Origin of the sequence: Vibrio rarus (assembly GCF_024347075.1) — a bacterium.
Taxonomy (GTDB): Bacteria; Pseudomonadota; Gammaproteobacteria; order Enterobacterales; family Vibrionaceae; genus Vibrio; species Vibrio rarus.
Window position 1 is genome coordinate 1,771,584 of the sequence record NZ_AP024900.1, and the last position, 22,462, is coordinate 1,794,045.

The 22,462-nt window shown below is 44.3% G+C and carries 20 protein-coding genes; 7 read left to right on the top strand and 13 right to left on the bottom strand.

Annotation, left to right across the window (positions count from 1 at the left end; all coding sequences use genetic code 11):
• Positions 1-45: 45 nt before the first annotated feature.
• The 7 genes from pyrF to sohB all read right to left on the bottom strand — a co-directional run bounded on the left by pyrF (position 46) and on the right by sohB (position 6,906).
• Complete coding sequence (gene pyrF, locus OCU56_RS08120; RefSeq protein WP_261872730.1) at positions 46-738, bottom strand: orotidine-5'-phosphate decarboxylase; 693 nt, start codon at positions 736-738, stop codon at positions 46-48.
• 85 nt (positions 739-823) lie between these two features.
• Entirely contained in the window at positions 824-1,993 is a 1,170-nt protein-coding gene (lapB, locus tag OCU56_RS08125; protein WP_261872731.1) for a lipopolysaccharide assembly protein LapB, read from the bottom strand.
• 8 nt (positions 1,994-2,001) lie between these two features.
• Positions 2,002-2,319: a LapA family protein gene (locus OCU56_RS08130; protein ID WP_261872732.1), complete on the bottom strand. Its 318-nt coding sequence runs from the start codon at positions 2,317-2,319 to the stop codon at positions 2,002-2,004.
• 365 nt (positions 2,320-2,684) lie between these two features.
• On the bottom strand, positions 2,685-2,969 hold the full coding sequence (gene ihfB / locus OCU56_RS08135) for an integration host factor subunit beta (RefSeq protein ID WP_261872733.1): 285 nt from the start codon (positions 2,967-2,969) through the stop codon (positions 2,685-2,687).
• A gap of 79 nt (positions 2,970-3,048) precedes the next feature.
• On the bottom strand, positions 3,049-4,719 hold the full coding sequence (rpsA, locus tag OCU56_RS08140; protein ID WP_261872734.1) for a 30S ribosomal protein S1: 1,671 nt from the start codon (positions 4,717-4,719) through the stop codon (positions 3,049-3,051).
• A 121-nt stretch (positions 4,720-4,840) separates the two neighbouring features.
• A complete protein-coding gene (cmk, locus tag OCU56_RS08145; protein ID WP_261872735.1) occupies positions 4,841-5,518 on the bottom strand; it encodes a (d)CMP kinase in 678 nt (225 codons plus the stop codon).
• A 329-nt stretch (positions 5,519-5,847) separates the two neighbouring features.
• A complete protein-coding gene (gene sohB, locus OCU56_RS08150; RefSeq protein WP_261872736.1) occupies positions 5,848-6,906 on the bottom strand; it encodes a protease SohB in 1,059 nt (352 codons plus the stop codon).
• Positions 6,907-6,993: 87 nt separating this feature from the next.
• Here sohB and OCU56_RS08155 point away from each other — a divergent pair, with 87 nt between their 5' ends.
• Both OCU56_RS08155 and OCU56_RS08160 read left to right on the top strand, forming a co-directional pair.
• Positions 6,994-7,734, top strand: coding sequence for a YciK family oxidoreductase (locus OCU56_RS08155; protein WP_261872737.1), 741 nt, complete (start codon positions 6,994-6,996; stop codon positions 7,732-7,734).
• 19 nt (positions 7,735-7,753) lie between these two features.
• Positions 7,754-8,440 carry an SDR family oxidoreductase gene (locus tag OCU56_RS08160; protein WP_261872738.1) on the top strand — a complete coding sequence of 229 codons (687 nt, stop codon included), beginning with the start codon at positions 7,754-7,756 and terminating at the stop codon, positions 8,438-8,440.
• 658 nt (positions 8,441-9,098) lie between these two features.
• On the opposite strand, the gene OCU56_RS08165 is transcribed toward OCU56_RS08160, so the two are convergent.
• The 4 genes from OCU56_RS08165 to OCU56_RS08180 all read right to left on the bottom strand — a co-directional run bounded on the left by OCU56_RS08165 (position 9,099) and on the right by OCU56_RS08180 (position 14,480).
• Positions 9,099-9,521 (bottom strand): hypothetical protein, encoded by a 423-nt coding sequence (locus OCU56_RS08165; RefSeq protein WP_261872739.1) that lies wholly within the window; start codon positions 9,519-9,521, stop codon positions 9,099-9,101.
• A gap of 195 nt (positions 9,522-9,716) precedes the next feature.
• Complete coding sequence (locus OCU56_RS08170) at positions 9,717-11,666, bottom strand: DNA topoisomerase III (protein ID WP_261872740.1); 1,950 nt, start codon at positions 11,664-11,666, stop codon at positions 9,717-9,719.
• A gap of 135 nt (positions 11,667-11,801) precedes the next feature.
• The gene (locus tag OCU56_RS08175) at positions 11,802-12,350 is read right to left on the bottom strand and encodes an NAD(P)H nitroreductase (RefSeq protein WP_261872741.1); all 549 of its coding nucleotides are present in this window, start codon (positions 12,348-12,350) and stop codon (positions 11,802-11,804) included.
• A 126-nt stretch (positions 12,351-12,476) separates the two neighbouring features.
• Positions 12,477-14,480 carry an NADPH-dependent 2,4-dienoyl-CoA reductase gene (locus OCU56_RS08180; RefSeq protein ID WP_261872742.1) on the bottom strand — a complete coding sequence of 668 codons (2,004 nt, stop codon included), beginning with the start codon at positions 14,478-14,480 and terminating at the stop codon, positions 12,477-12,479.
• A 300-nt stretch (positions 14,481-14,780) separates the two neighbouring features.
• Here OCU56_RS08180 and sppA point away from each other — a divergent pair, with 300 nt between their 5' ends.
• Together sppA and ansA are read left to right on the top strand one after the other, a co-directional pair.
• Positions 14,781-16,640 carry a signal peptide peptidase SppA gene (gene sppA / locus OCU56_RS08185; RefSeq protein ID WP_261872743.1) on the top strand — a complete coding sequence of 620 codons (1,860 nt, stop codon included), beginning with the start codon at positions 14,781-14,783 and terminating at the stop codon, positions 16,638-16,640.
• Between the two features lie 293 nt (positions 16,641-16,933).
• Positions 16,934-17,959: an asparaginase gene (ansA, locus tag OCU56_RS08190; protein ID WP_261872744.1), complete on the top strand. Its 1,026-nt coding sequence runs from the start codon at positions 16,934-16,936 to the stop codon at positions 17,957-17,959.
• An 89-nt stretch (positions 17,960-18,048) separates the two neighbouring features.
• On the opposite strand, the gene OCU56_RS08195 is transcribed toward ansA, so the two are convergent.
• The gene (locus OCU56_RS08195) at positions 18,049-18,339 is read right to left on the bottom strand and encodes a YeaC family protein (RefSeq protein ID WP_261872745.1); all 291 of its coding nucleotides are present in this window, start codon (positions 18,337-18,339) and stop codon (positions 18,049-18,051) included.
• Between the two features lie 46 nt (positions 18,340-18,385).
• Positions 18,386-18,799, bottom strand: a complete 414-nt coding sequence (gene msrB, locus OCU56_RS08200) for a peptide-methionine (R)-S-oxide reductase MsrB (protein ID WP_261872746.1) — start codon at positions 18,797-18,799, stop codon at positions 18,386-18,388.
• A gap of 337 nt (positions 18,800-19,136) precedes the next feature.
• Here msrB and gap point away from each other — a divergent pair, with 337 nt between their 5' ends.
• From gap to rlmA, 3 genes are all read left to right on the top strand, one after another.
• On the top strand, positions 19,137-20,132 hold the full coding sequence (gap, locus tag OCU56_RS08205; protein WP_261872747.1) for a type I glyceraldehyde-3-phosphate dehydrogenase: 996 nt from the start codon (positions 19,137-19,139) through the stop codon (positions 20,130-20,132).
• Between the two features lie 296 nt (positions 20,133-20,428).
• Positions 20,429-21,313: a D-hexose-6-phosphate mutarotase gene (locus OCU56_RS08210; protein WP_261872748.1), complete on the top strand. Its 885-nt coding sequence runs from the start codon at positions 20,429-20,431 to the stop codon at positions 21,311-21,313.
• Between the two features lie 103 nt (positions 21,314-21,416).
• Entirely contained in the window at positions 21,417-22,244 is an 828-nt protein-coding gene (gene rlmA, locus OCU56_RS08215; RefSeq protein WP_261872749.1) for a 23S rRNA (guanine(745)-N(1))-methyltransferase, read from the top strand.
• Positions 22,245-22,462: the final 218 nt, after the last annotated feature.

Genomic DNA, 22,462 nt, shown 5'->3' on the forward strand with positions numbered 1-22,462 from the left:
TTTCAAGCATTCCATTTTCCATCATCACCATTAAATTAACAGCAACTAAGCGAGCGTGGCATTAATTTGCTCAAGTACTTGAGCTGGGTTACTGGCTTGGGTGATAGGTCTGCCTATTACTAAGTAATCCGACCCTGCCTGTATGGCATCTACTGGGGTCATAATACGTTTTTGATCCCCTACATCCGCTCCTGCGGGGCGAATGCCTGGAGTGATTAATTTAAACGCTTTGCCTAAGTCCGACTTCAAAAAGTGCGCTTCTTGTGCCGAGCACACTACGCCGTCAAGACCGCTATTTTTCGTTAAGTTCGCTAAGCGTAAAACTTGCTCTTTAGGCTCAACATTTAAGCCGATACCCGCAAGATCCGCTTGTTCCATACTGGTTAATACCGTCACGCCGATAAGCAATGGGCGGTCTTTACCGTAAGGTTCTAGAATTTCACGTGACGCTGTCATCATGCGCTCACCACCACTGGCATGCACATTCACCATCCATACGCCCATTTCAGCTGCCGCACGTACCGCTTTAGAGCAGGTATTAGGGATATCGTGAAATTTAAGGTCTAAAAATACAGAGAAGCCCTTTTGATGAAGTTGTTTCACAAACTCAGGACCAAATAAAGTGAACATTTCTTTACCCACTTTAAGGCGGCAAGAAGCAGGGTCTATTCGGTCAACAAAGTTTAAAGCTTGAGTTTTGTTGTCATAATCTAGGGCAACAATCACTTTTTGATCCATCGAGGGTCTCCTAATTGGGGCTTGAGGTGTAAAGCGCGCTTATTCTACCTGCGTATGGGCAAGAATGTTAGAGTACAAAGGCATTTTATTCGCCATCTAAGCCACGAATGGGTTTGATGCTTCCCCAACTGCGACAAGATGGGCAGTGCCAATGTAAGGCATGAGTGGAGTAACCACATTTACGACAGCGGTGATGAGGTTTCACTTTTAGCTGTTCCCCTACCATAGATTGCAAAGTGGTTAAGCTCTCTTTAGCGCTCCCCTCTTCGGCTTCTGCCGTATGGTAGTCGATAAGGCGGTAAAAGCCCTTCATGGTTGGGTTTTTGATCAGTTGCTTAGTGAGCATGCTTTGTGCTGCGGCAGTGCCTTCATGGTGTGCCACGATTTGTGAAAGCATCAGTTCCACCGAGACCCCTGCCTGCTTATCAATGCACTTACGCAGAAACTCTAACAACTCGGCTTCTTGTCCAAGATGGTAATAGCAGTCGGCAATATTAGATAACACTTCGCTGATGTAATCCACATCCTGATCCAATACCGACTCTAGGTACTTAATGGCCTTGCTGTATTCTTCTGTTTCCATGTAGATGCGTCCAAGGGCAATATTGGCTCGCACACATTTACTGTCCTCTGACAGCGCTCTTTTATAATAATTAATCACCTTGGTACGCTTACCAAAGGCTTTTTCATTTAACGCTAATTCACACCAGTAATGGGATACACTCGTGCGCATTCTCTTGCGCCCCATTTTCACTAACATGGTGGCGTAGTAAATGGCTTTGTTCCACTCTTTAGTTTGCTGAAAAATGGAGACTAACTGGGTGAGTGCATCGTGCTTATGCTCTGGTTCATCCACCAGCTGTTCATAAATTTTCTCTGCGCGATCCAAAAAGCCTGACACCATATAATCTTTGGCCAACTGTTGCAGAGCAATGTTTTTTTGCTCAATGGTCAATTCGGTGCGAGAAATTAGGCTTTGATGGATTCGAATGGCTCTATCCACTTCACCTCTTGAACGAAACAAGTTACCCAAAGCTAAGTGAGTATCAATGGTTTCATCATCCACTTGTAATAGTTCAATAAAGTGGTCAACCGCCTGATCAGACTGATCGGAGAGAAGCAGGTTTAAGCCATGTACGTACTGGCGAGAAATTTGATTAGAGTGTCTCTGATTATCTTGGCGCGCACTTCGCTGCCCCATGTACCATCCATAGGCAGCTGCGATTGGCAAAAGTAGAAACAGTAACTCAAGCATTCAATAAATTACTTATTCGCATTCTTCACGGCAGGTACTGTATTTGACCCCTTATCCGCTGCGGGGGTCACAGAAACTTGAGGCGTTAATTTTTTCAACTTTCGGTTAAGTTTCCTTACTCGTAACTGAGACTTAAAATGCATAGTGCCAAAAATAACACCAGAGATAGCAAAGCCAATGACAAATATCATGCCGATCAATGTCGAAAGATGAAAGTCTCCCTCTGCAACTAAGTAGTTAAAGGTGACTACTTGTTGATTTTGCGCGCCTAAAGCCAAAGCGAAAAGAAACAGAACCAACACTAAAACGATCTTCAAAATTTTCACAAGGGCGACCCTTTTAAAATCAGTGTAATTACCTTGATTATGCAGTAATTCGACAATCTACACCATGTTAATTCAATAATTATCATTAGCTTACGTATTTAAAATCTAATTTTTTGATATTAGACCTCTCTCAGTAAGTCAGTGATTAGCAATCTTGAAGTAAAAACGGCGCACCACAAAGGAGAAAATCTTGATAAGTAGTGTATCTACAATCAAAAGTTTCATCTCTTTTGTTTCTAGCATGTTTTTATTTGTCTCGGCTAGGTTTTAAGCGTTAAGCTCCCCTTTAGTTCACCGCTCATACACTTAAATCAATAATGAAAAACGGCACTCCAAAGCCGAAGTGCCGTTTTCCATTTCCATCATTATAAGCTTTCGTTGACACGCTCTCTAAGTTCCTTCCCTGGTTTAAAGTGAGGAACAAATTTACCGTCCAGCTCTACTTGATCGCCAGTTTTAGGATTACGTCCTAAGCGGGGTTCTCGATAGTGAAGGGAAAAACTACCGAAACCTCTAATCTCAATTCGCTCTCCACTCTTTAGAGTATCGGCCATATGTTCAATAATTTCTTTTACAGCGTCTTCAATTTCTTTGGCAGATAAGTGTGTCTGCTCTGCACACAGCCTTTCAATCAATTCAGACTTAGTCATAGTTTCCCTCATTCACAAATCAAAAAAAGGGAGCCTTGTGGGCTCCCTCTTAGCGGTCAACTTTTAATTAAAAAAGTGATTATTCGCCTTTAGCAGCCTTGAATGCATCTGCCATAGCATTACCGAACGCGCCTTCTTCAGCTTTGTTCAGTGAAGCCATTGCTTCTTGCTCTTCAGCTTGATCTTTAGCTTTGATAGATAGGTTGATTACGCGGTTCTTACGGTCTACACCGGTGAACTTAGCTTCAACGCTATCGCCAACGCTTAGGATTAGAGACGCATCTTCGATACGGTCACGAGATACTTCAGAAGCACGGATGTAACCTTCAACGCCGTCTACAAGTTCAATTGTAGCACCTTTTGCGTCTACTGCAGATACAGTACCAGAAACTAGAGCACCTTTTTTGTTGTCAGCAACATAGTTGTTGAACGGGTCGTTTTCCATTTGCTTAACGCCAAGAGAAATACGCTCACGCTCTGCATCTACTGCAAGAACAACAGCTGAGATTTCGTCGCCTTTCTTGTATTCGCGTACTGCTTCTTCACCAGCAACGTTCCAAGAAATGTCAGATAGGTGAACTAGACCGTCAATGCCGCCTTCTAGACCGATGAAGATACCGAAGTCAGTGATAGACTTGATCTTACCAGTTACTTGGTCGCCTTTCGCTTGAATTTCAGCGAATGACTGCCAAGGGTTAGCTTTACATTGTTTTAGGCCTAGAGAGATACGACGACGTTCTTCGTCAATCTCAAGAACCATAACTTCAACTTCGTCGCCAACGTTCACAACTTTAGAAGGGTGGATGTTCTTGTTAGTCCAATCCATTTCAGAAACGTGTACTAGACCTTCAACGCCTTCTTCGATTTCTACGAAGCAGCCGTAATCAGTTAGGTTAGTAACGCGACCAGTCAGTTTGTGACCTTCTGGGTAACGCTTAGCGATAGCTACCCATGGATCTTCGCCAAGTTGTTTAAGACCTAGAGAAACACGAGTGCGCTCACGGTCAAACTTAAGAACTTTAACTAGGATCTCGTCACCAACGTTTACGATCTCAGAAGGGTGCTTAACGCGTTTCCAAGCCATGTCAGTGATGTGAAGTAGGCCGTCTACGCCGCCAAGGTCAACGAATGCACCGTAGTCAGTAAGGTTCTTAACGATACCTTTAACTTCAGTACCTTCTTGTAGAGTCTCAAGAAGTTCGTCACGCTCAACACTGTTTTCAGATTCGATAACAGCACGACGAGAAACAACAACGTTGTTGCGCTTCTGATCAAGCTTGATAACTTTGAACTCTAGCTCTTTGTTTTCTAGGTGAGCAGTGTCGCGGATAGGACGTACGTCTACTAGAGAACCAGGTAGGAAAGCACGGATACCGTTTAGTTCAACAGTGAAACCGCCTTTAACTTTACCGTTGATGATACCAACAACAGTTTCAGCTTCTTCGTAAGCTTTCTCAAGTACGATCCAAGCTTCGTGACGCTTAGCTTTCTCACGAGAAAGTTGAGTTTCACCGAAACCATCTTCAACAGCGTCAAGTGCTACGTCAACTTCAGCACCTACTTCAACTTCAAGTTCGCCAGCAGCGTTCTTGAATTGTTCTGCAGGGATAGCAGACTCAGACTTAAGGCCAGCATCAACAAGAACGAAACCGTTCTCGATAGCTACTACAGTACCTTTAACGATACTACCTTGTTGGAATTCAGTTTCATTTAGAAACTCTTCAAAGAGTTGAGCAAAAGATTCAGTCATTTATTAGATCTTCAATATTTAAACGTCCACGGGCATCCTGCCTCGAGGGGTTGATAAATTCGCCGGTCATCATCCTTGGGACCAACGTACCCTAGTGTCCTGACTTCCTAAAAGGAATGCATCAAGACAATTTAGATTCGATAAATTGTAAGGCTTGCTCTACCACTTCATCAATAGAAAGCTCTGTAGAATCAAGCACTAAAGCGTCATCCGCGGGACGTAAAGGTGCAACAGTTCGGTTGCGATCACGATAGTCACGTTCTTGGATCTCGCTTAAAAGGTGGTCAATACTAACCTCTAAGCCCTTACCTTGCAACTGATTAAAGCGTCTTTGAGCACGCTCTTGCGCACTTGCATCTAGGAAAATCTTTGCTACCGCGCCGGTGAATACAACTGTACCCATATCACGACCATCAGCCACCAGACCCGGTTCGGCTTGAAAGGCTCGTTGTCGACGTAATAACGCCTCACGAACGCGGGGTAAAGCAGCCACTTTAGAGGCGGCCATTCCCGTTTCTTCTTTTCTTAACTCACCGGATACATCTTCACCTTCTAAGATAACCTGTACTAAGTCGCCTTGAGCGATAAACTGTACATCTAAGTGAGTCGCCAGTGGTACCAATGCATCTTCTGATTCAAGGTCAACACCGTGGTGGATTGCTGCGAGAGCCAATACGCGATAAATCGCCCCTGAGTCCAGCAATTGGAAGCCTAGTTTTTCAGCCAACATCATACATAAAGTGCCCTTACCTGCCCCACTTGGGCCGTCTACGGTAATGACAGGAGAAAGAGAAGACATAGTTACTCCAGATGTTTTCTTTTTGTTATGGGTCTCTGCCCTATATGCGCCTCAAAGGACGCGGGGCATATTATAGAGGTAATTATCTAAGTTCGCGAGTCATTACAGAGAAGATTATGGCCATTTTCTGCCAATGTCTTCCCGCACTGTGATGGATGACAAATACCCTTACAAAAAGGTGTGACAATTGACATGAAACTGACAAATGCATTCTCAATCCGAGGAGAAAATCTGCCAAATTTTGAGCGATTTATAGTAAAAAACGATAATCTCTACCCATAAAAATGGGTGACAAATGTCACCCATTGAATCCTGGTAAAAAGATACCCTTAAAGAATCGGTCTTTGGCCGCGTTCTACCCATTTTAGCAACACGTCATCCGTTGCTTGTGCCGCCGCTTTACCAAACTTTTCTGATAGCTTTTTCTTTTGCACATAATGTACCGCTAATACGGTTTTATCTTTACATGCAGCCACCACCAAATCATCCGAGGTTTGTACTTCGTCTATCAAGCCTAACGCTAACGCTTGGGAGCCATACCAATGCTCACCAGTTGCAACACTGTCTAGATCTAAAGCAGGGCGACGTTCACGAATGAAGTCTTTGAACAGGTCGTGAGTTTCTTGTAACTCTTGCTTAAATTTGTCTCGCGCTTTGTCGGTGTTTTCACCAAACATAGTTAAGGTGCGTTTGTATTCACCCGCGGTCATTTGTTCAAATTCTATGTTGTTTTTCTTTAATAGCTTATTAAAGTTAGGAATTTGCGCAATCACACCGATGGATCCCACAATGGCAAACGGTGCCGATACAATTTTATCTGCTACACACGCCATCATATAACCGCCACTGGCCGCGACTTTATCTACGGCAATGGTCAGTGGGATATTCGCCGCTTTTATGCGATCAAGCTGAGACGCAGCCAAACCGTATCCATGCACCATGCCACCGCCAGACTCTAGGCGAACCAACACCTCATCCCCTTCACTGGCACAGGCTAAAATAGCCGTGATTTCTTGGCGAAGTTGCGTCACTTCTTTTGCATCAATACTGCCCACAAAATCTAATACAAAAAGATGTGGCTTACGTTGCGAATCTAACTCACCGGTTTTAGCCGCTTCTTTGATCTCTTTATTGCGCGCTTTGTGTTGCTCTTTACGCTGTTTCTTGGTCGCTTTATCACGAGCTTTGAGGAACGACTCATCATGCAAATGATGCTCCATTAACTCAATGTTATTCTCATGCAACTCAGAAAGATTAGTCACCTCAAGAGAGCCTTTAGCACCACCTTTAGATGAAGAGGATTTAGCAATCACTAAAATCGCAATAATAGCGACGACAAATGTAACAATTTTGGCCAAAAATAAGCCGTAGTTTAACAAAAATTCCAATGTCTTATCCCAGAAGATGAATATTGTTGTATTGTAACCCTCTATCCCTATTCAATAAAACAAAACCGCATTAAAAGGATTCAGATTGTGGATTACGCAGTTGCAACTGACGCATTAAAAGGCAAAACCATCCTAGTGACTGGCGCTGGAGACGGCATTGGCAAACAAGCAGCTCTATCTTATGCCCAACATGGTGCCACCGTTATCTTACTTGGCCGTACGGTCAATAAACTGGAAAACACCTATGATGACATCGTCAATGCTGGCTTTCCTGAACCCGCTATCATTCCATTAGATATGCAAGGGGCGACCAAGCAGCACTATATTGATATGGCGGAAACCATCGAAGGGCAATACGGGAAATTGGATGGCCTACTGCATAATGCGGGGGTTCTTGGCATGATCAGTCCCTTTGACCAAATTGAAGAAGACACCTTTGAGGAAGTGATGCAAATTAATGTCAAAGGACAATTTTTAATGACTCAAGCTTTGTTGCCTATCATTAAAAAAGCCCCACATGGTCGCATTGTGTTTACCTCCTCAACGGTAGGCCATATTGGACGGGCGTTATGGGGTAGCTACGCCATATCAAAGTTTGCCACCGAAGGCATGATGCAAGTATTGGCCGACGAATTAAGCAATACTCCGGTACGAGTGAATGCCATCAACCCAGGCGCAACTCGCACAGCCATGCGTGCCGGAGCCTACCCAGCCGAAGACTGCGATACATTAAAGACCCCTCTGCAAATCATGCCGCTCTATTTATACTTAATGAGTGATCAAGCCGAAGGCATCAGCGGGTTATGTATTGACGCTCAACCAAAATAACCCAATTAAGGATAAAGCCATGCGTACCATTTTAATCACCGGAGCTAACCGCGGTATCGGTTTTGGACTCACTGAGCATTATTTAAAAACGGGGGCAAACGTTATTGCTACCTACCGCGATGAAGCCAGTAGCGAGCCATTGATTGATTTAACCCAGCACTATGAAAACTTGCACATTAGACCATTAGATGTCACCGATTACACAGCGGTTAAACGTCTTGCTAATGAGTTTGAGCAGTTAGATCTGCTGATTAATAATGCTGGCTATTACGGCCCTAAAGGCGTCGCTTTTGGCAATGTCGATGTGCAAGAATGGCGTAAAGTATTAGAAGTGAATACTATCGCCCCTCTAAAGTTAGTCGAAGCCTTCTACCCTGCCCTTGAAAAAAGCAATGAAAAGCGCATCGCGATACTCTCATCAAAAGTGGGTAGCATGACAGAAAATACCTCTGGCGGTGGTTACCTCTATCGCTCATCAAAAGCCGGTATAAATTCTGTGATAAAAAGCCTACACAACGACTTAAACCCACAAGGCTTCACCGTACTCGCCCTTCACCCCGGCTGGGTCAAAACCCGCATGGGAGGAGCAAACGCCCTAATTGATGTCAATGAGTCGGTCAACGGCTTAGTTAATATCATTGAACATGCAAGCAAAGAGCAGTCCGGTGGGTTCTTTAATTATGATGGGCAAGAGATTGCTTGGTAATGTTTAATATTCAGCGCTATGCCTTCGGTTTTATTAATGAGTAATAGTGCTGAGGTGTTGACCTTTAATAGTTATGGGGAATGATGGTTATACTGACATCCCCATTGCGCTCTACAATGCCAGTTTGATATTAATCCTACGCCAATAACACATTCTCTTTTCACATCATCATTTCTTATATCTAACAACTAATATAACAATGATATCAAATACCCCAACAGCAAAAAGAAGCAATACATTTAGATGCCTCATTTTAGTGCAATCTAATTTGAATTCTTAGGTTTCACATTATTAAAATTAAAACCACGCTGTAGCATAAATTGCTAATGATAATTAAATATAGGGGTTCGTGTGTTCGTTGTAATTATCACATTCATAAATATAGTTTTAATTCACCACGGGTGGTCAATGCTCAGTGTTGTGAGCTTAGCGGTAGGCGTTAATGTGGCTTGTGCAATAGTGTTTGGCCCAGGTACGGCTAAAGGCATGTCTTTCATTTTTAACAAAAAGTTTTTTTGACCCACATACCTCTGGGGATGAAAAAAAACAAATAATCGCGTAAAACAGTTTAGAGCGGGATCTCTAAACTGTTTGCTATGGATAAGTTACATTTAGCAAAATAGATAGGAGTAATATCGCTAAAAAAACGGCACGCCGACTATTTCAGGCTTAAAAAACCCTCGGTGCTAACCACACCATCATTAAGTCTCAACGGAGTATGCTGCTGTGCATTACTGACTAAGCGAGCGTAGATTTCCTCGTTGTCACTAGGGACTTTAGGGAATAAAAATACCGCCTTGCCCACACCTGTCTCTCTGCAACCTATGTATGTAGGTATGCTATGGTCAAGCCATGTGACACTTTCCAGTTTCACGTTGCTTTCTGGTTTACAGGGTTGTTTAGTGAAAATACCCACCGAAACTATATGCCCTTGTGATGTTTGAGCAACCTGAAATATCGCCCTATCCCCATTATTAGTATGGAACTGAGTACCAACACTGCCATTAGGGGCGGTGCGCCATGCGGCATTTGAAGATAAAGAAAAAAGAGCAAGGGTTGTGGCTAAAACTATTTTTTTCATTGGTTTGGAAAAGGGATTAATTATTAGTTACTCATATATTAACGCAGACACTGAGCTTCACACATCACCTCATTTTGCAAAATAAACTATCACTTTCATGACGTTTATTCCTATTCGCCACAATGAAGCCATCAAGGATGATTTCACCACATCCACTATTGCGGCGCTCTACTTGGGATCCATAAAGATATACTGTTATTTACCACTACGCTTAGAATATGATTTTTTGCCACTGGCACGGCGCTTTTTATAGGCCGGTTTTTTCACTTCTGGTAGCGCACGTAATGAGTCGGGTATGGGGCCGGTTTTTGCGGTGTCCATTAACTGGGCCAGTTGGCGGTGCAGTTCGCTAATAAAAGGTTGGTAGGCCTGTTTTTTCTCGGCCATATCTTGCAGTTGTTTTTCCCAGTGGGCGGTAAGATCTGGATAGGTAGAAAGATCTGGTAAGGCCGCAATTAGTCCTTTACCTGCTGGGGTACTTAATACAGATTTGCCACTACGCACTAATAAGGCGCGTTTAAATAACGTATCTAAAATGCCGGCGCGTGTGGCCTCGGTGCCTATCCCATCAGTTTCTCTGAGGATTTTCTTTAATGAGCTGTCTTGTACAAAACGTCCAATGCCGGTCATAGCTTGCAATAATGTCCCCTCAGTAAAGTGTTTTGGCGGCTCGGTTTGCTTTTGTTTGATCTCACCTTCGCGGCAAGTTAATTGTTGTCCTTGCGCTAACGCTGGCACCTGCGGAGCTTGCTTATCTTTATCTGTGGCATCTTTACGTGCCGGGAATAACGCTTTCCAGCCGGGAACCAATAATTGTCGACCAGAGGCGGTAAATTTGCCCCCTTTAATATCGAATTCCAATTTAGATTCGGCGTATTGCGCTGACGGATAAAACTGCATGAGATATTGAGTTGCAATCAGCTGATAGACCTTTGCTTCTTGCGGCGGCAAGTTTGAGGCTTTTTTCGGTGTCGGAATGATGGCGTGGTGCGCATCAACCTTTTTATCATTCCACGCTTTAGAGCGCAGAGATAAATTGGCATTCGCCACCGCCTTACTTTGCTCAGGGGCATTGCTCAAAATAGCATCGCATACCGATTTTGCTTCATTGAAATGCTCTACGGGCAAATAGCGACAATCTGAGCGAGGGTAAGTTATCACTTTGTATTTTTCGTAAAGGGACTGACACAAATCTAAAACTTGCTGCGCACTCATAGAGTAACGTTTAGACGCATCAATTTGTAAGGCGCTCAAGGAATAAGGGAGCGGCGGAGCTTGCTTGGTGGTTTTTTGTTCTGATTTTGTAACGATAGCCGGCTGCCCTTGAATGCGCTGAGCAACATTTTCAACCAGTGCTTTGCTTAATACTCGACCATCTTCATCCAGCCACTTTTTGCATGCGTCACTAGGAATCCACTTAGCGCGAATATCAAAAGCACCGTTATGATCTGAATAAGGGATTAGCGCCTCAAGAGTGTAGTAATCTCGAGGCACAAAATTTTCGATTTCTAAATCGCGACGCACTACAAGCCCAAGAACTGGGGTTTGTACTCTGCCTACTGACAGTACGCCATTATATCCGGCTTTTTTACCCAGCAAAGTGTAAGCGCGAGACATGTTCATGCCGTATAACCAGTCTGCGCGAGAGCGCGCAAGGGCTGACACCGACAAAGGGACAAATTCGCGATTACTGCGCATGCTAGATAGGGAGCGTTTTACTGCAGATAAGTTTAAGTCGCTGATCAATAAGCGTTGCGCGGATTCTTTTTTGCTTTTGCTGACTTTGCAATAATCAAACACTTCATCCACCAGCAACTGCCCTTCTCTATCCGGGTCACCTGCATTAACAATTTGGCTTGATGATTTCAGCAGTTTTTTTACCACAGCAAGTTGCTTGGCCGCACTTTTACGAGGTCGTAGTTGCCACGCGTCTGGGATAATAGGAAGATCCGCCAGATCCCAGCGCTTATATTTAGGATCGTACACATCCGGTTCAACTTGTTCGAGCAAATGTCCAATACACCAAGTGACGATATCGCCATTACCGCACTCAATAAAGCCTTGCCCATTTTTATGTGGACGAGGAAGAGCGCTGGCAATAGCGCGCCCTAAACTGGGTTTTTCTGCTACAAAAAGTCGAGTCATAGTAAGCGTTTAACAAATATTTGGAAAAATAAATTACTGGATAAATATACATACCCAGCTATCTAAGTGCAACTATGGCCTGCGACCTTTATATCAAGAAGAGGTCAAACTCTTTATTAACGCTCACTATTATGGCTATAAGTACTCTACAAATTTATCGAGATCGCGCTGCGGGGTTGGCGCAGCTTGGCATTGCGCCGTACCAAGGTACAAAAAACCCACTATTTTATCTTGTTCTTGTAAGCCAAAGGCCCGTTCTACATGGCTATCAAACATCCAAGTCCCCGATCGCCAGAAGCCCTGAAACCCTTGCGCGACAGCCGCCATCTGCATCGCCTGCACAGCACAAGCGGCGGAAAGGTATTGCTCAAATTCAGGTACTTTAGGATGAGGCTTGGTTTTAGCGATCACAGTGATCACCATAGGCGCACGAAATGGCGCTTTTGCTAATTTATCAATGACCGCCTGTTCCGCGTCCGCTGACTGCGCCGCGGACACTAAAATATCCGCCAGTTTTTGTTGGCCCTCCCCTTCAGCCACCACAAACCGCCAAGGGGTTAAGCCTCCATGATCAGGGGCTCTAAGCCCTGCAGCCAAAATATTATTTAATACATCGCCACAAGGGGCCGGGTGAGACAATTTAGCAATAGAGCGACGGTTCAATAACAGGTCGAGTGCATCCATAGGTGTTCATTCCACTATCAATTTCAATATAAGAGAAGGCTTAATACAGCAACAACTTTCTATGGCACATGTGACTCAATGTGCCATCTATTCATATACCATCGTGAGTGTAACACCTCAATTGCACTAAATCTTAATGGCCACTTCAAATCCTTGACGAATCGCGCGAACAGCATCCAGCTCTCCCGCTTCATCGGCACCACCAATCACATGTAGATGCCCTGCTTTTTCACCCCATTTATCGGCAAACGGTCTTACCGATTCTTGCCCTGCGCACACCACGACACTGTCTACAGGCAAAATGTGATCCTCTCCTTGTGTGGCGATATGCAATCCAGACTCATCCCATTTTTGATAAGTGACGCCTGCCGTTAAATGCACGCCGCGTTTTTTTAATGTGGCTCTATGAACCCAACCTGTGGTTTTACCGGGCCCTTTACCTACCGTGCCTAACTTTCTTTGCAATAACCATACTTGGGTTTTAGCGTGGATCTCGGGGAACGGGTATAAGCCACCCGCATGTTGATACTCTTGGTCGATGCCCCATTCATGCATCCACTCTTGTAATGAGAAACGACTCGGCTCTGTAAGCATGGTCGCGACATCAATACCGACACCACCTGCGCCAATCACCGCCACTTTTGACCCTAAATGGCTTTTTTCGCGAATGACCGTTTGGTAATCATACACCTTGCTACTTTCCCCTAAACCGCTGATGTCAACGGTTCTCGGTTTCACGCCCGTCGCCATAATGACTTCATCGTAGTCCTCAAGCACTTGTTCTGTAGCCACCTGATTTAACTGTACATTCACCCCGTATTTATCTAATTGATTGGCAAAATAACGGATAGTTTCACGAAACTCCTCTTTGCCCGGGATCTGCATGGCTAATCTAAACTGGCCACCAATGCGGTCACTTTGTTCAATTAAATCCACTTTATGGCCCCGTTTTGCACAATATAGTGCTGCGCTCAACCCCGCAGGTCCTGCGCCTACCACCACAACTCGCTTACTCACTTGTGCAATCAAAATAGGGTATTGTGTTTCATAGCAAGCACGAGGATTGACCATACAACTGGCTCGCTTGCCTTTAAAGGCATTATCAAGACACGCTTGATTGCAGCCGATACATGTATTAATCAGATGCGGCTGGCTATTTTGCGCTTTAATCACAAACTCAGGATCGGCCAAAAACGGGCGCGCCATGGACACCATATCTGCCGCACCTTGCTCAATAATGTGTTCCGCTTGATCCGGCGTATTAATGCGATTGGTCGCCACTACAGGAATAGACACATGCGGCTTTATTTTATTGGTCACCCAAGTAAAGGCTCCCCGAGGCACAGAAGTGACTATGGTTGGAATGCGCGCTTCATGCCAGCCAATCCCCGTATTAATGATCGTCACACCGGCTCTTTCTAGCTCTTTTGCCAATAGGATAACGTCGTCTAATGTGCTGCCTTCTTCCACCAAATCGAGCATAGACAAGCGGAATATAATAATAAAATCCTCTCCTGCCGCCGCGCGTATGGCTTTAACTATTTGCAATGGAAAGCGCATCCGATTGTTGTAACAGCCTCCCCATTGGTCGTCTCTTTTGTTGGTTCGTTTACAGATAAATTGATTGATGAGATAGCCTTCCGATCCCATCACCTCAACCCCATCATAGCCAGCCAACTTAGCAAGGGCGGCGCTGTTGGCGTAGTCGTCAATGGTGCTTTTCACTTGTCGGTGTGACATTTCGCTAGGGGCAAATTTGGCTATGGGAGCTTTAGCTGGAGTGGAGCTTTGTGTGAGAGGGTGATAACCATAACGGCCAGCATGCAAAAGTTGTAAGGCAATTTTTCCATCATGTTTATGTACCGCGTCGGTGATCACTTGGTGAGCTTTAGCGTGTTTCGGTCGGCTAAACTGCGCCGCCGTAGGATAAAGACGTCCACGTAAATTTGGTGAGAACCCTCCCGTCACAATCAGACCCACGCCCCCTTTAGCGCGCTCTTCATAAAAGGTCGCTAACTGTTGCAAGCCCTTTGCACTGTCTTCAAGCCCTGTATGCATAGAGCCCATCAAAACGCGATTTTTTAATTGAGTAAAGCCAAGGTCAAGTGGCTGAAGAAGATTTGGATACATGGCATGCCCTATTGCTGATCACTTTCTGGTCAGACCACGATAAGGTAGCGCGATCAATATGGCAAATATATTTTTACATTTACGCAACAAATCCCCAGGTAAATCACAATCTCAGCGCCTTTCCTGCCAAGCAATGAATGAGATGTCTAATTTTTAAGCGCATTATGCCCTTATCACTCTGATTAGATTTAATTCTTTTACATGATTAGCTATGGGTTGTTTGTGATTAACGTCATTATCACTTAGCATTAAACATCATCCCTTAACTCTCTGATTGTGAAGGATCAGGCGGAGAATATAATGAAAACACTGTTTCGCTTCATTGGTAAGATAGCAAGAGGTATTTGGAAGGTCATCACCTTCACTCGTGTCGCACTTGCCAACTTGCTGTTTCTTGCAGCTCTCGTCTTTATTTATTTTACTGTGACTCAAGTTGACAGTAAATCCGATACCCCTGCTGTGGATCAAACAGCCAAAGCGCTCGTTCTTAACCTTTCTGGAAAAATCGTCGAAGACCGACGTGCCAGCAATCCTATGGATTCGTTAACGGGCTCTCTACTAGGAAAAGACACCCCTAAAGAGAACATGTTATACGACATTAGAAACACAATTCGTCATGCTGCCAGTGACGATAATGTGTCAGGCTTGGTCTTGAGCCTGAAAAAAATGCCGGAAACAAATCTCACTAAGCTGCGCTATATTGCTAAAGCATTAAACGAGTTTAAGGCAACAGGGAAACCTATCTATGCCATTGGCGATTTTTATAATCAGAGCCAATACTATCTTGCCAGCTATGCCGACAAAATTTATCTCTCTCCCGATGGCGGTGTCATGCTACGAGGTTACAGTTCTTACTCTATGTATTATAAAGAGTTACTGGACAATTTAGACGTTAGCACTCACGTATTCAAAGTGGGCACCTACAAATCAGCGGTAGAACCCTTCACCCGTAACAGCATGTCAGCCCCAGCTAAAGAAGCAGCCAGCGTTTGGCTAGGGCAACTGTGGGGCGCGTATGTGGATGATGTCGCGCACAATAGAAATATCGATAAAGCGCTGTTTAATCCAAGTATGGATGAGTTTATCAAAGCGTTTTCACAGGCGGATGGGAGCTTATCTCTGTTAGCCATGAAGCTAGGTATGGTAGATGAATTGGCCACTCGTCAACAAGCACAAGACGCTATGATTGATGCGTTTGGAGGAGATGAGAAGTCCGGCTTTAATTCTGTTGATTACTACACCTATAAAGATCAGCTTAGCCCTGAGCTAAACCAATCCGACAATCAAATTGCGGTTGTAGTCGCCAGTGGTGCCATTATGGATGGACCACAACAAGGCAACTCTGTAGGGGGTGACACTACGGCCAGTCTCATTCGTCAGGCGCGTTTAAACGACAAAGTGAAAGCGTTAGTACTGCGAGTGGATAGCCCAGGAGGCAGTGCATTTGCTTCGGAAGTCATTCGCAATGAAATTGTCGCCTTTAAACAAACCAATAGACCGGTTGTGGTGTCCATGTCGAGTCTTGCTGCCTCTGGCGGGTATTGGATCTCCATGTCTGCCGATGAAATCTTGGCTCAACCTACCACGCTTACCGGCTCTATCGGGATTTTCAGTATCGTCACTACCTTTGAAAAAGGGCTGAATAAATACGGCATTCATACCGATGGCCTCGGCACTTCTCCGTTCTCGGGCATCGGCGCGATGTCAGGGCTCAACGAGGGGGCAAAACGTGCCATGCAACTGGGCATTGAAAATGGCTACCGACGCTTTACAGGCTTAGTGGCCGTCAACCGAGACTTAGATGCAAAAGCTGTCGAAAAAATTGCTGAAGGGCGCGTTTGGACTGGGCAAGATGCCGTCAACAAAGGTTTAGTGGATTCCATTGGTGACTTTGATGATGCCATTGCTCGCGCAGCCACCTTGGCTAAGGTAGAGTCTTACTCTCTAAATTGGTTACAAAAACCGCTGACACCTGCTCAAAAATTCCTACAGGATTTCAGCAAGCATGTTTCGGTCTCCTTAGGGCTTGATGTCAATGCATGGCTACCGAGTGCCTTACAACCTATGGCATCACAAATGCAACAAGATCTCAGTATGATGCAAGAGTTTAACGACCCGAATGGGTACTACACCCTATGTTTACCGTGTCAGGTTGAATAACCTTATATACCTCATACCCATCACACTAAGTAAGTGATCAGAAATAGCGCAGGAGACATGCTCGAAAACAAGGAAGAACTTTTCGATAAGTAGTTATTCTACAATCAAAAATTCTGCCTTGTTATCGAGCATTTTAACCAGCTAGAATGACCCGTTATTTAGTACGATTTGTATTATTTAGCCCAGCTTTGCTGGGCTTTTTTATTTTAATCCATTCACTGTCGTATTGCGTGCCCTAAAAGATCCGTTATACTTCGCCTCAATCTGTCCGTCGTAGAAAAAGTCCTAGTTTTATGCCTCAGCACAACACACGTAAACACATCTATATCGCTTATACTGGCGGTACCATAGGTATGCAAAAATCAGCCAATGGCTATGTTCCGGTTGCGGGATTTATGGAGTCACAATTGGCCGCCATGCCTGAATTTCACCGTCCAGAAATGCCACAGTATACTATCCATGAATATGCGCCATTGATTGACTCATCGGATATGACCCCTTCTGACTGGCAACAGATCGCCAATGATATAAAAGCACATTACGATGATTATGACGGCTTTGTTATTTTGCATGGCACTGACACTATGGCTTATACCGCCTCTGCCTTGTCGTTTATGTTAGAAAACCTTGGCAAACCTGTCATTGTTACAGGATCGCAGATCCCGCTGGCAGAATTACGTTCTGACGGACAAGCCAATCTACTTAACGCACTGCACATTGCGGCCAACTACCCTATTAACGAAGTCACCTTGTTTTTCAATAACCAATTGATGCGAGGCAATCGAAGCACCAAATCTCATGCAGACGGATTTTCGGCCTTCACTTCTCCTAACCTGCCTCCTTTGCTAGAAGCGGGGATCCACATTCAACTCAGCCCACAAGCGCAAATAAATAAACAAGCTGACGGCGAATTTAAGGTACACACGATCACCCCACAACCTATTGGCGTGATCACTATGTACCCTGGTATTTCACATGAGGTGATTCGCAATACCCTAAGGCAACCCGTTAACGCCATGATTTTGCTCACTTTTGGGGTGGGTAATGCGCCACAAAACCCGCAATTGTTAGGCCACCTTAAAGAGGCATCTGAGCGCGGTGTGATTGTGGTCAATCTCACTCAATGTCTGGCTGGAAAGGTCAACATGGGGGGCTATGCCACAGGGTGTGCATTAGCAGGGGCAGGGGTGATCAGTGGCTACGATATGACTCATGAAGCGGCGCTGGCAAAACTGCACTTTTTATTGAGCCAAGGTCTGGAATACGAAGAAATTAAGCTAAGAATGCAACAGGTGCTACACGGAGAAATGAGCCTGTAGTCAACTAAAGTAAAGCTTTACTAAGCTGAACATCAATGCGTTTACTGCGTATGGATGTTCAGTGATTCCCCAATAGTCACTGTCGTGACTTAATCCACTTTTACCTTTGCTATCGTCTGTTCATTAGTAAATTGACGCTTCAGTTCACTCTTTGATTTAAAGCTGATTTCCCCGCCCACCGCTACCGTCATATGCTGCGCTTCAGTGTTGTGCTTACTTTGATACAGCATAACCGCTTGCTGACAAAATGCCCTTTGCTCATCGCTCACTGCGGTGCCTTCTGGCCAACGACCGGTTTCAACCACAAAGCTTAATCTTTGATATGCTTCAGGGGTAATAGTATCGATCATCTGTTGTAAACTAGGGTGACTTTGACTCATTGCCTTCCTCTAAATTAATTTCAATTGTAACAAAATAACGACAGATTTACGTTTTCTGTAGGTCGCTGTTATTAAAAATCAATGAAACTGAGTTCACGCAATAACGGACTCCAGTGCTTTTTGGGCCATCAGGAAACACATGTCCTAAATGGCTATCGCAGAAACCGCAACGAATTTCGACTCTTTGCATTCCTTGGCTGTTATCTTCCAAATAACGCAGCGCATCATGGGATACTGGCGCATCAAAACTGGGCCAACCACAACCGGAATCGTATTTGTTCTCGGATTTAAAAAGTAACGCCTGACAACACGTACATAGATAATCGCCCGTGTCCTTATTATGCAGTAAAGTCCCGCTATACGGGGCTTCTGTCCCTTGTTGCCTACAAACGCGAAAAGCCTCTTCAGACAATATGTTACGCCATTCTTGGTCTGATTTTTTATGATCGTTATCGTTCAAAACAAGTCCTGTTATATGCCTAATATTTTGTTAATAAATTTTGGCTTTGAATTACTTGCCAGTATGGATGTTGTAGCACATACTTCTTTCCACTTATGCAAGAGAGGTGAGATTTTTGTGCCAAATTTTCATTTTTGTTGCGTAACACACACTTATCAGACAAAAATAGGTCAAATAAGTACAATAAAGCGTCATCTGTAAGTCTTTCTGACATAAGACGGTATTTTTTTTTGACATTAAACAAAATAAACTTGATTATGTGTTGCAGAAGGAAACTGAGTTTTGTAGTTTTACTACCAGTTTATAATTAATCTTAATTAAGTTGTGGAGCAACATAATGACTATCAAAGTAGGTATTAACGGTTTTGGCCGTATCGGCCGTTTCGTATTTCGTGCAGCGCAAGAGCGTGCTGATATCCAAGTTGTAGGCATCAATGACCTTATCGACGTTGAATACATGGCTTACATGCTTAAATACGATTCAACTCACGGTCGCTTTAACGGCACTGTTGAAGTTAAAGACGGTAACCTAATCGTAAACGGTAACACTGTACGTGTAACTGCTGAGCGTAACCCTGAAGACCTAAAATGGAATGAAATTGATGTTGACGTTGTTGCTGAAGCAACAGGTCTATTCCTAACTGACGAAACTGCACGTAAGCACATCACTGCTGGCGCGAAGAAAGTTGTTCTTACTGGTCCTTCTAAAGACGCAACTCCAATGTTTGTTAACGGTGTAAACTTTGACACTTACGCGGGTCAAGACATCGTTTCTAACGCTTCTTGTACTACTAACTGTCTAGCACCTATCGCTAAAGTTCTTAACGACAAATTCGGTATCGAATCTGGTCTTATGACTACAGTTCACGCTACTACAGCAACTCAAAAAACTGTAGATGGTCCTTCTGCTAAAGACTGGCGTGGTGGTCGTGGTGCTTCTCAAAACATCATCCCATCATCAACTGGTGCTGCTAAAGCTGTAGGCGTTGTACTTCCTGAAGTAAACGGTCTTCTAACTGGTATGGCTTTCCGCGTACCAACGGCTAACGTTTCTGTAGTTGACCTAACAGTTAACCTAAAAACTAGCGCATCTTACGAAGCTATCTGTGCAGCAATGAAAGAAGCTTCTGAAGGCGAAATGGCTGGCGTTCTTGGTTACACTGAAGATGCAGTAGTTTCTCAAGACTTCATCGGCGAAACTCACACTTCAGTATTTGATGCTAAAGCAGGTGTTGCCCTAACTGACAAATTCGTTAAAGTTGTATCTTGGTACGACAACGAAATCGGTTACTCAAACAAAGTTCTTGACCTAATCACTCACATCTCTAAGTAAGTATTAGTTCAGTATTTTGCTTAAGGGCGGCTTTCGAGTCGCCTTTTTTTTGTCAATTTTTAGGGCAAAATTTTATACTTATCACACTAAGTAAGTGATCAGAAATAGCGCTGGAAAAACGCTCGAAAACAAGGCGGAATTTTGCGATAAGTCGTTATTCTACAATCAAAAATTGTAACGCAGTTATCGAGTATTTTAACAAGCTAGAATGACCTGTTATTTAGTACGATTAGTATGATAAAAGAGTAGCTCCCCTACTCAACAGAAAGTACGCCCTAGTTTTGTGAGAGCTCAATATGGATGTATATCAGTTACCCCCCGTTGCCGTCCTGTCTGACAGCGTTACCATAGCTCAACTTGATCAAATAAAAATTGTGCGCGTTATGCACGAAAAAGCCAATGCAGCCATTGCCCTGCATGGTGGCCATGTCATTTCATACCAACCTAATTCTCAAAACGATCTTATCTGGTTAAGCCAGCAAGCCATCTTTGACGGACACACGGCCATTCGTGGCGGGATCCCCATCTGCTGGCCTTGGTTCGGCCGTGTGGCTACCCCGGCCCATGGTTTTGCACGTAGCAGTGAATGGCAACTGGTGGAGCACAGAGACAGTGAGCAAGGCGTGATTATCCGCTTAGGGTTAACGGCAAACGAGCACACTCTCGCTATATGGCCACATCAGTTTGACGCCGTATTAGATATTGAAGTGAGCGAAGTGCTTAAAGTGACGTTGGATGTGACCAATACCGATACTGAAGCTTGGCGCTTTTCTGGGGCACTGCACTCCTACCTTAATATCTCCGATATTACCCGCGTACACACCATAGGCATGGGACCTGTCTATCTGGACAGTCTAAATGCGTCCAAGTTGACCCAAGGAGAAGAGGTACTAACTCTAACCGAATCCGTTGATCGCGTTTACACACAGCCAAAGCCTATCATTACCTTACAAGACCCAGGTTTACAGCGTGACCTTGTTATCGGCCTTGAAGGGGCGAACAGCGCCGTCATATGGAACCCATGGTCTCAAGGTGCGCAAGCTATGGGTGACATGCAAGATGATGGTTATAAAACCATGCTTTGCATCGAGGCTTGCCAGCATGCCTCTAGCATTGACAGTGGCACAGTGGTTGAGCCGCAGCAGCATTGCATCTTATCGACCACCATTGGTCATCAATAAGCTCACTATGTGACTCTAGATCTCTATGTAGAGTCACTTTTATCATTGTCTCTATCTACGATAGCGACTACTATCTGCATAACATTTTTCTATAGCAATTATTATGATCTACGCTTGTCCTCTTTGCTCTGAGCCGCTATCCCTTGAATCCCGTACATTTAAATGTCCGAACAATCACATGTTTGATATGGCCAAAGAAGGCTACGTCAATCTGCTGCCTGCTCACCACAAACATTCGAAAAATCCCGGTGACAGTAAAGAGATGATGCAATCGCGTCGACTATTTCTAGAGTCAGGCCATTATCAAAAACTGCAACAGCAGTTAGTGGCCACCGTAACGAAGAGCTTAGCGGATCGTGTTAAGCCAACGGTATTAGATATGGGGTGTGGTGAAGGTTATTACACTGCCGCCATGGCCGAAGCACTCCCTAGTGCCGAGGTTTACGGTTTAGATATTTCTAAAGTTGCCGTTCGTTACGCGGCCAAACGCTATAATAAAAGCCATTTAGATCATCATGCGCATTTTAGCGTCGCTTCAAATTATAAGTTACCTTTTGCCGACCACAGCTTAGATGCCATCATTAAAGTGTACGCGCCTTGCAAACCGCAAGAGTTACTCCGCAGCTTAAAGCCTGGCGGGGTGTTAATCACAGTAACGCCAGGGGCGCGACATTTATTTCAATTAAGAGAGCGCTTATACCAAGAAGTGCGTCTTCATGAAGAGTCCGCAGAACAGTTTGCAGGGCTAAAATTAAGCCATCAAACCAAACTGAACTATCCTATGGATCTGGAAAATGGCCTCGCTTTCGACCTATTACAAATGACGCCTTTTGCCTGGAAAGCATCGGCAGAATTTCAGCAGGAATTACAGCAAGCCCGTCACTTCTCCTGTGAAGCTGAATTTAATTTACAAGTTTACCAAGTTATTTAACAAAATCGTTCTATGGCAGGCTCAACCTGCCAATTCCCGCTTATTTTTGGCATCCCCAAACAATTCACAACATCAATACCATCAAACTTTCTTTGCAAAAAAGATAGTCACTAACGCATGTAACTTGCCGATAAAACGAAATTTAGCGTCATTATTATGCACTTTATCTACTATATTGCTTCACTTCTCTGTTGCTTGCCAGTCACACATGTAGAAAT

Excerpts from the sequence above, each read along its gene's own strand:
- OCU56_RS08175 (WP_261872741.1), bottom strand. The coding sequence starts at position 12,350 with ATGGATGCACTCGACCTGTTATTGAACCGTCGCTCTATTGCTAAATTG.
- pyrF (WP_261872730.1), bottom strand. The coding sequence starts at position 738 with ATGGATCAAAAAGTGATTGTTGCCCTAGATTATGACAACAAAACTCAA.
- OCU56_RS08170 (WP_261872740.1), bottom strand. The coding sequence starts at position 11,666 with ATGACTCGACTTTTTGTAGCAGAAAAACCCAGTTTAGGGCGCGCTATT.
- OCU56_RS08210 (WP_261872748.1), top strand. The coding sequence starts at position 20,429 with ATGGATGTATATCAGTTACCCCCCGTTGCCGTCCTGTCTGACAGCGTT.
- OCU56_RS08180 (WP_261872742.1), bottom strand. The coding sequence starts at position 14,480 with ATGTATCCAAATCTTCTTCAGCCACTTGACCTTGGCTTTACTCAATTA.
- cmk (WP_261872735.1), bottom strand. The coding sequence starts at position 5,518 with ATGTCTTCTCTTTCTCCTGTCATTACCGTAGACGGCCCAAGTGGGGCA.
- lapB (WP_261872731.1), bottom strand. The coding sequence starts at position 1,993 with ATGCTTGAGTTACTGTTTCTACTTTTGCCAATCGCAGCTGCCTATGGA.
- sppA (WP_261872743.1), top strand. The coding sequence starts at position 14,781 with ATGAAAACACTGTTTCGCTTCATTGGTAAGATAGCAAGAGGTATTTGG.
- rpsA (WP_261872734.1), bottom strand. The coding sequence starts at position 4,719 with ATGACTGAATCTTTTGCTCAACTCTTTGAAGAGTTTCTAAATGAAACT.
- rlmA (WP_261872749.1), top strand. The coding sequence starts at position 21,417 with ATGATCTACGCTTGTCCTCTTTGCTCTGAGCCGCTATCCCTTGAATCC.
- OCU56_RS08195 (WP_261872745.1), bottom strand. The coding sequence starts at position 18,339 with ATGAGTCAAAGTCACCCTAGTTTACAACAGATGATCGATACTATTACC.
- ihfB (WP_261872733.1), bottom strand. The coding sequence starts at position 2,969 with ATGACTAAGTCTGAATTGATTGAAAGGCTGTGTGCAGAGCAGACACAC.
- OCU56_RS08160 (WP_261872738.1), top strand. The coding sequence starts at position 7,754 with ATGCGTACCATTTTAATCACCGGAGCTAACCGCGGTATCGGTTTTGGA.
- ansA (WP_261872744.1), top strand. The coding sequence starts at position 16,934 with ATGCCTCAGCACAACACACGTAAACACATCTATATCGCTTATACTGGC.
- gap (WP_261872747.1), top strand. The coding sequence starts at position 19,137 with ATGACTATCAAAGTAGGTATTAACGGTTTTGGCCGTATCGGCCGTTTC.
- OCU56_RS08165 (WP_261872739.1), bottom strand. The coding sequence starts at position 9,521 with ATGAAAAAAATAGTTTTAGCCACAACCCTTGCTCTTTTTTCTTTATCT.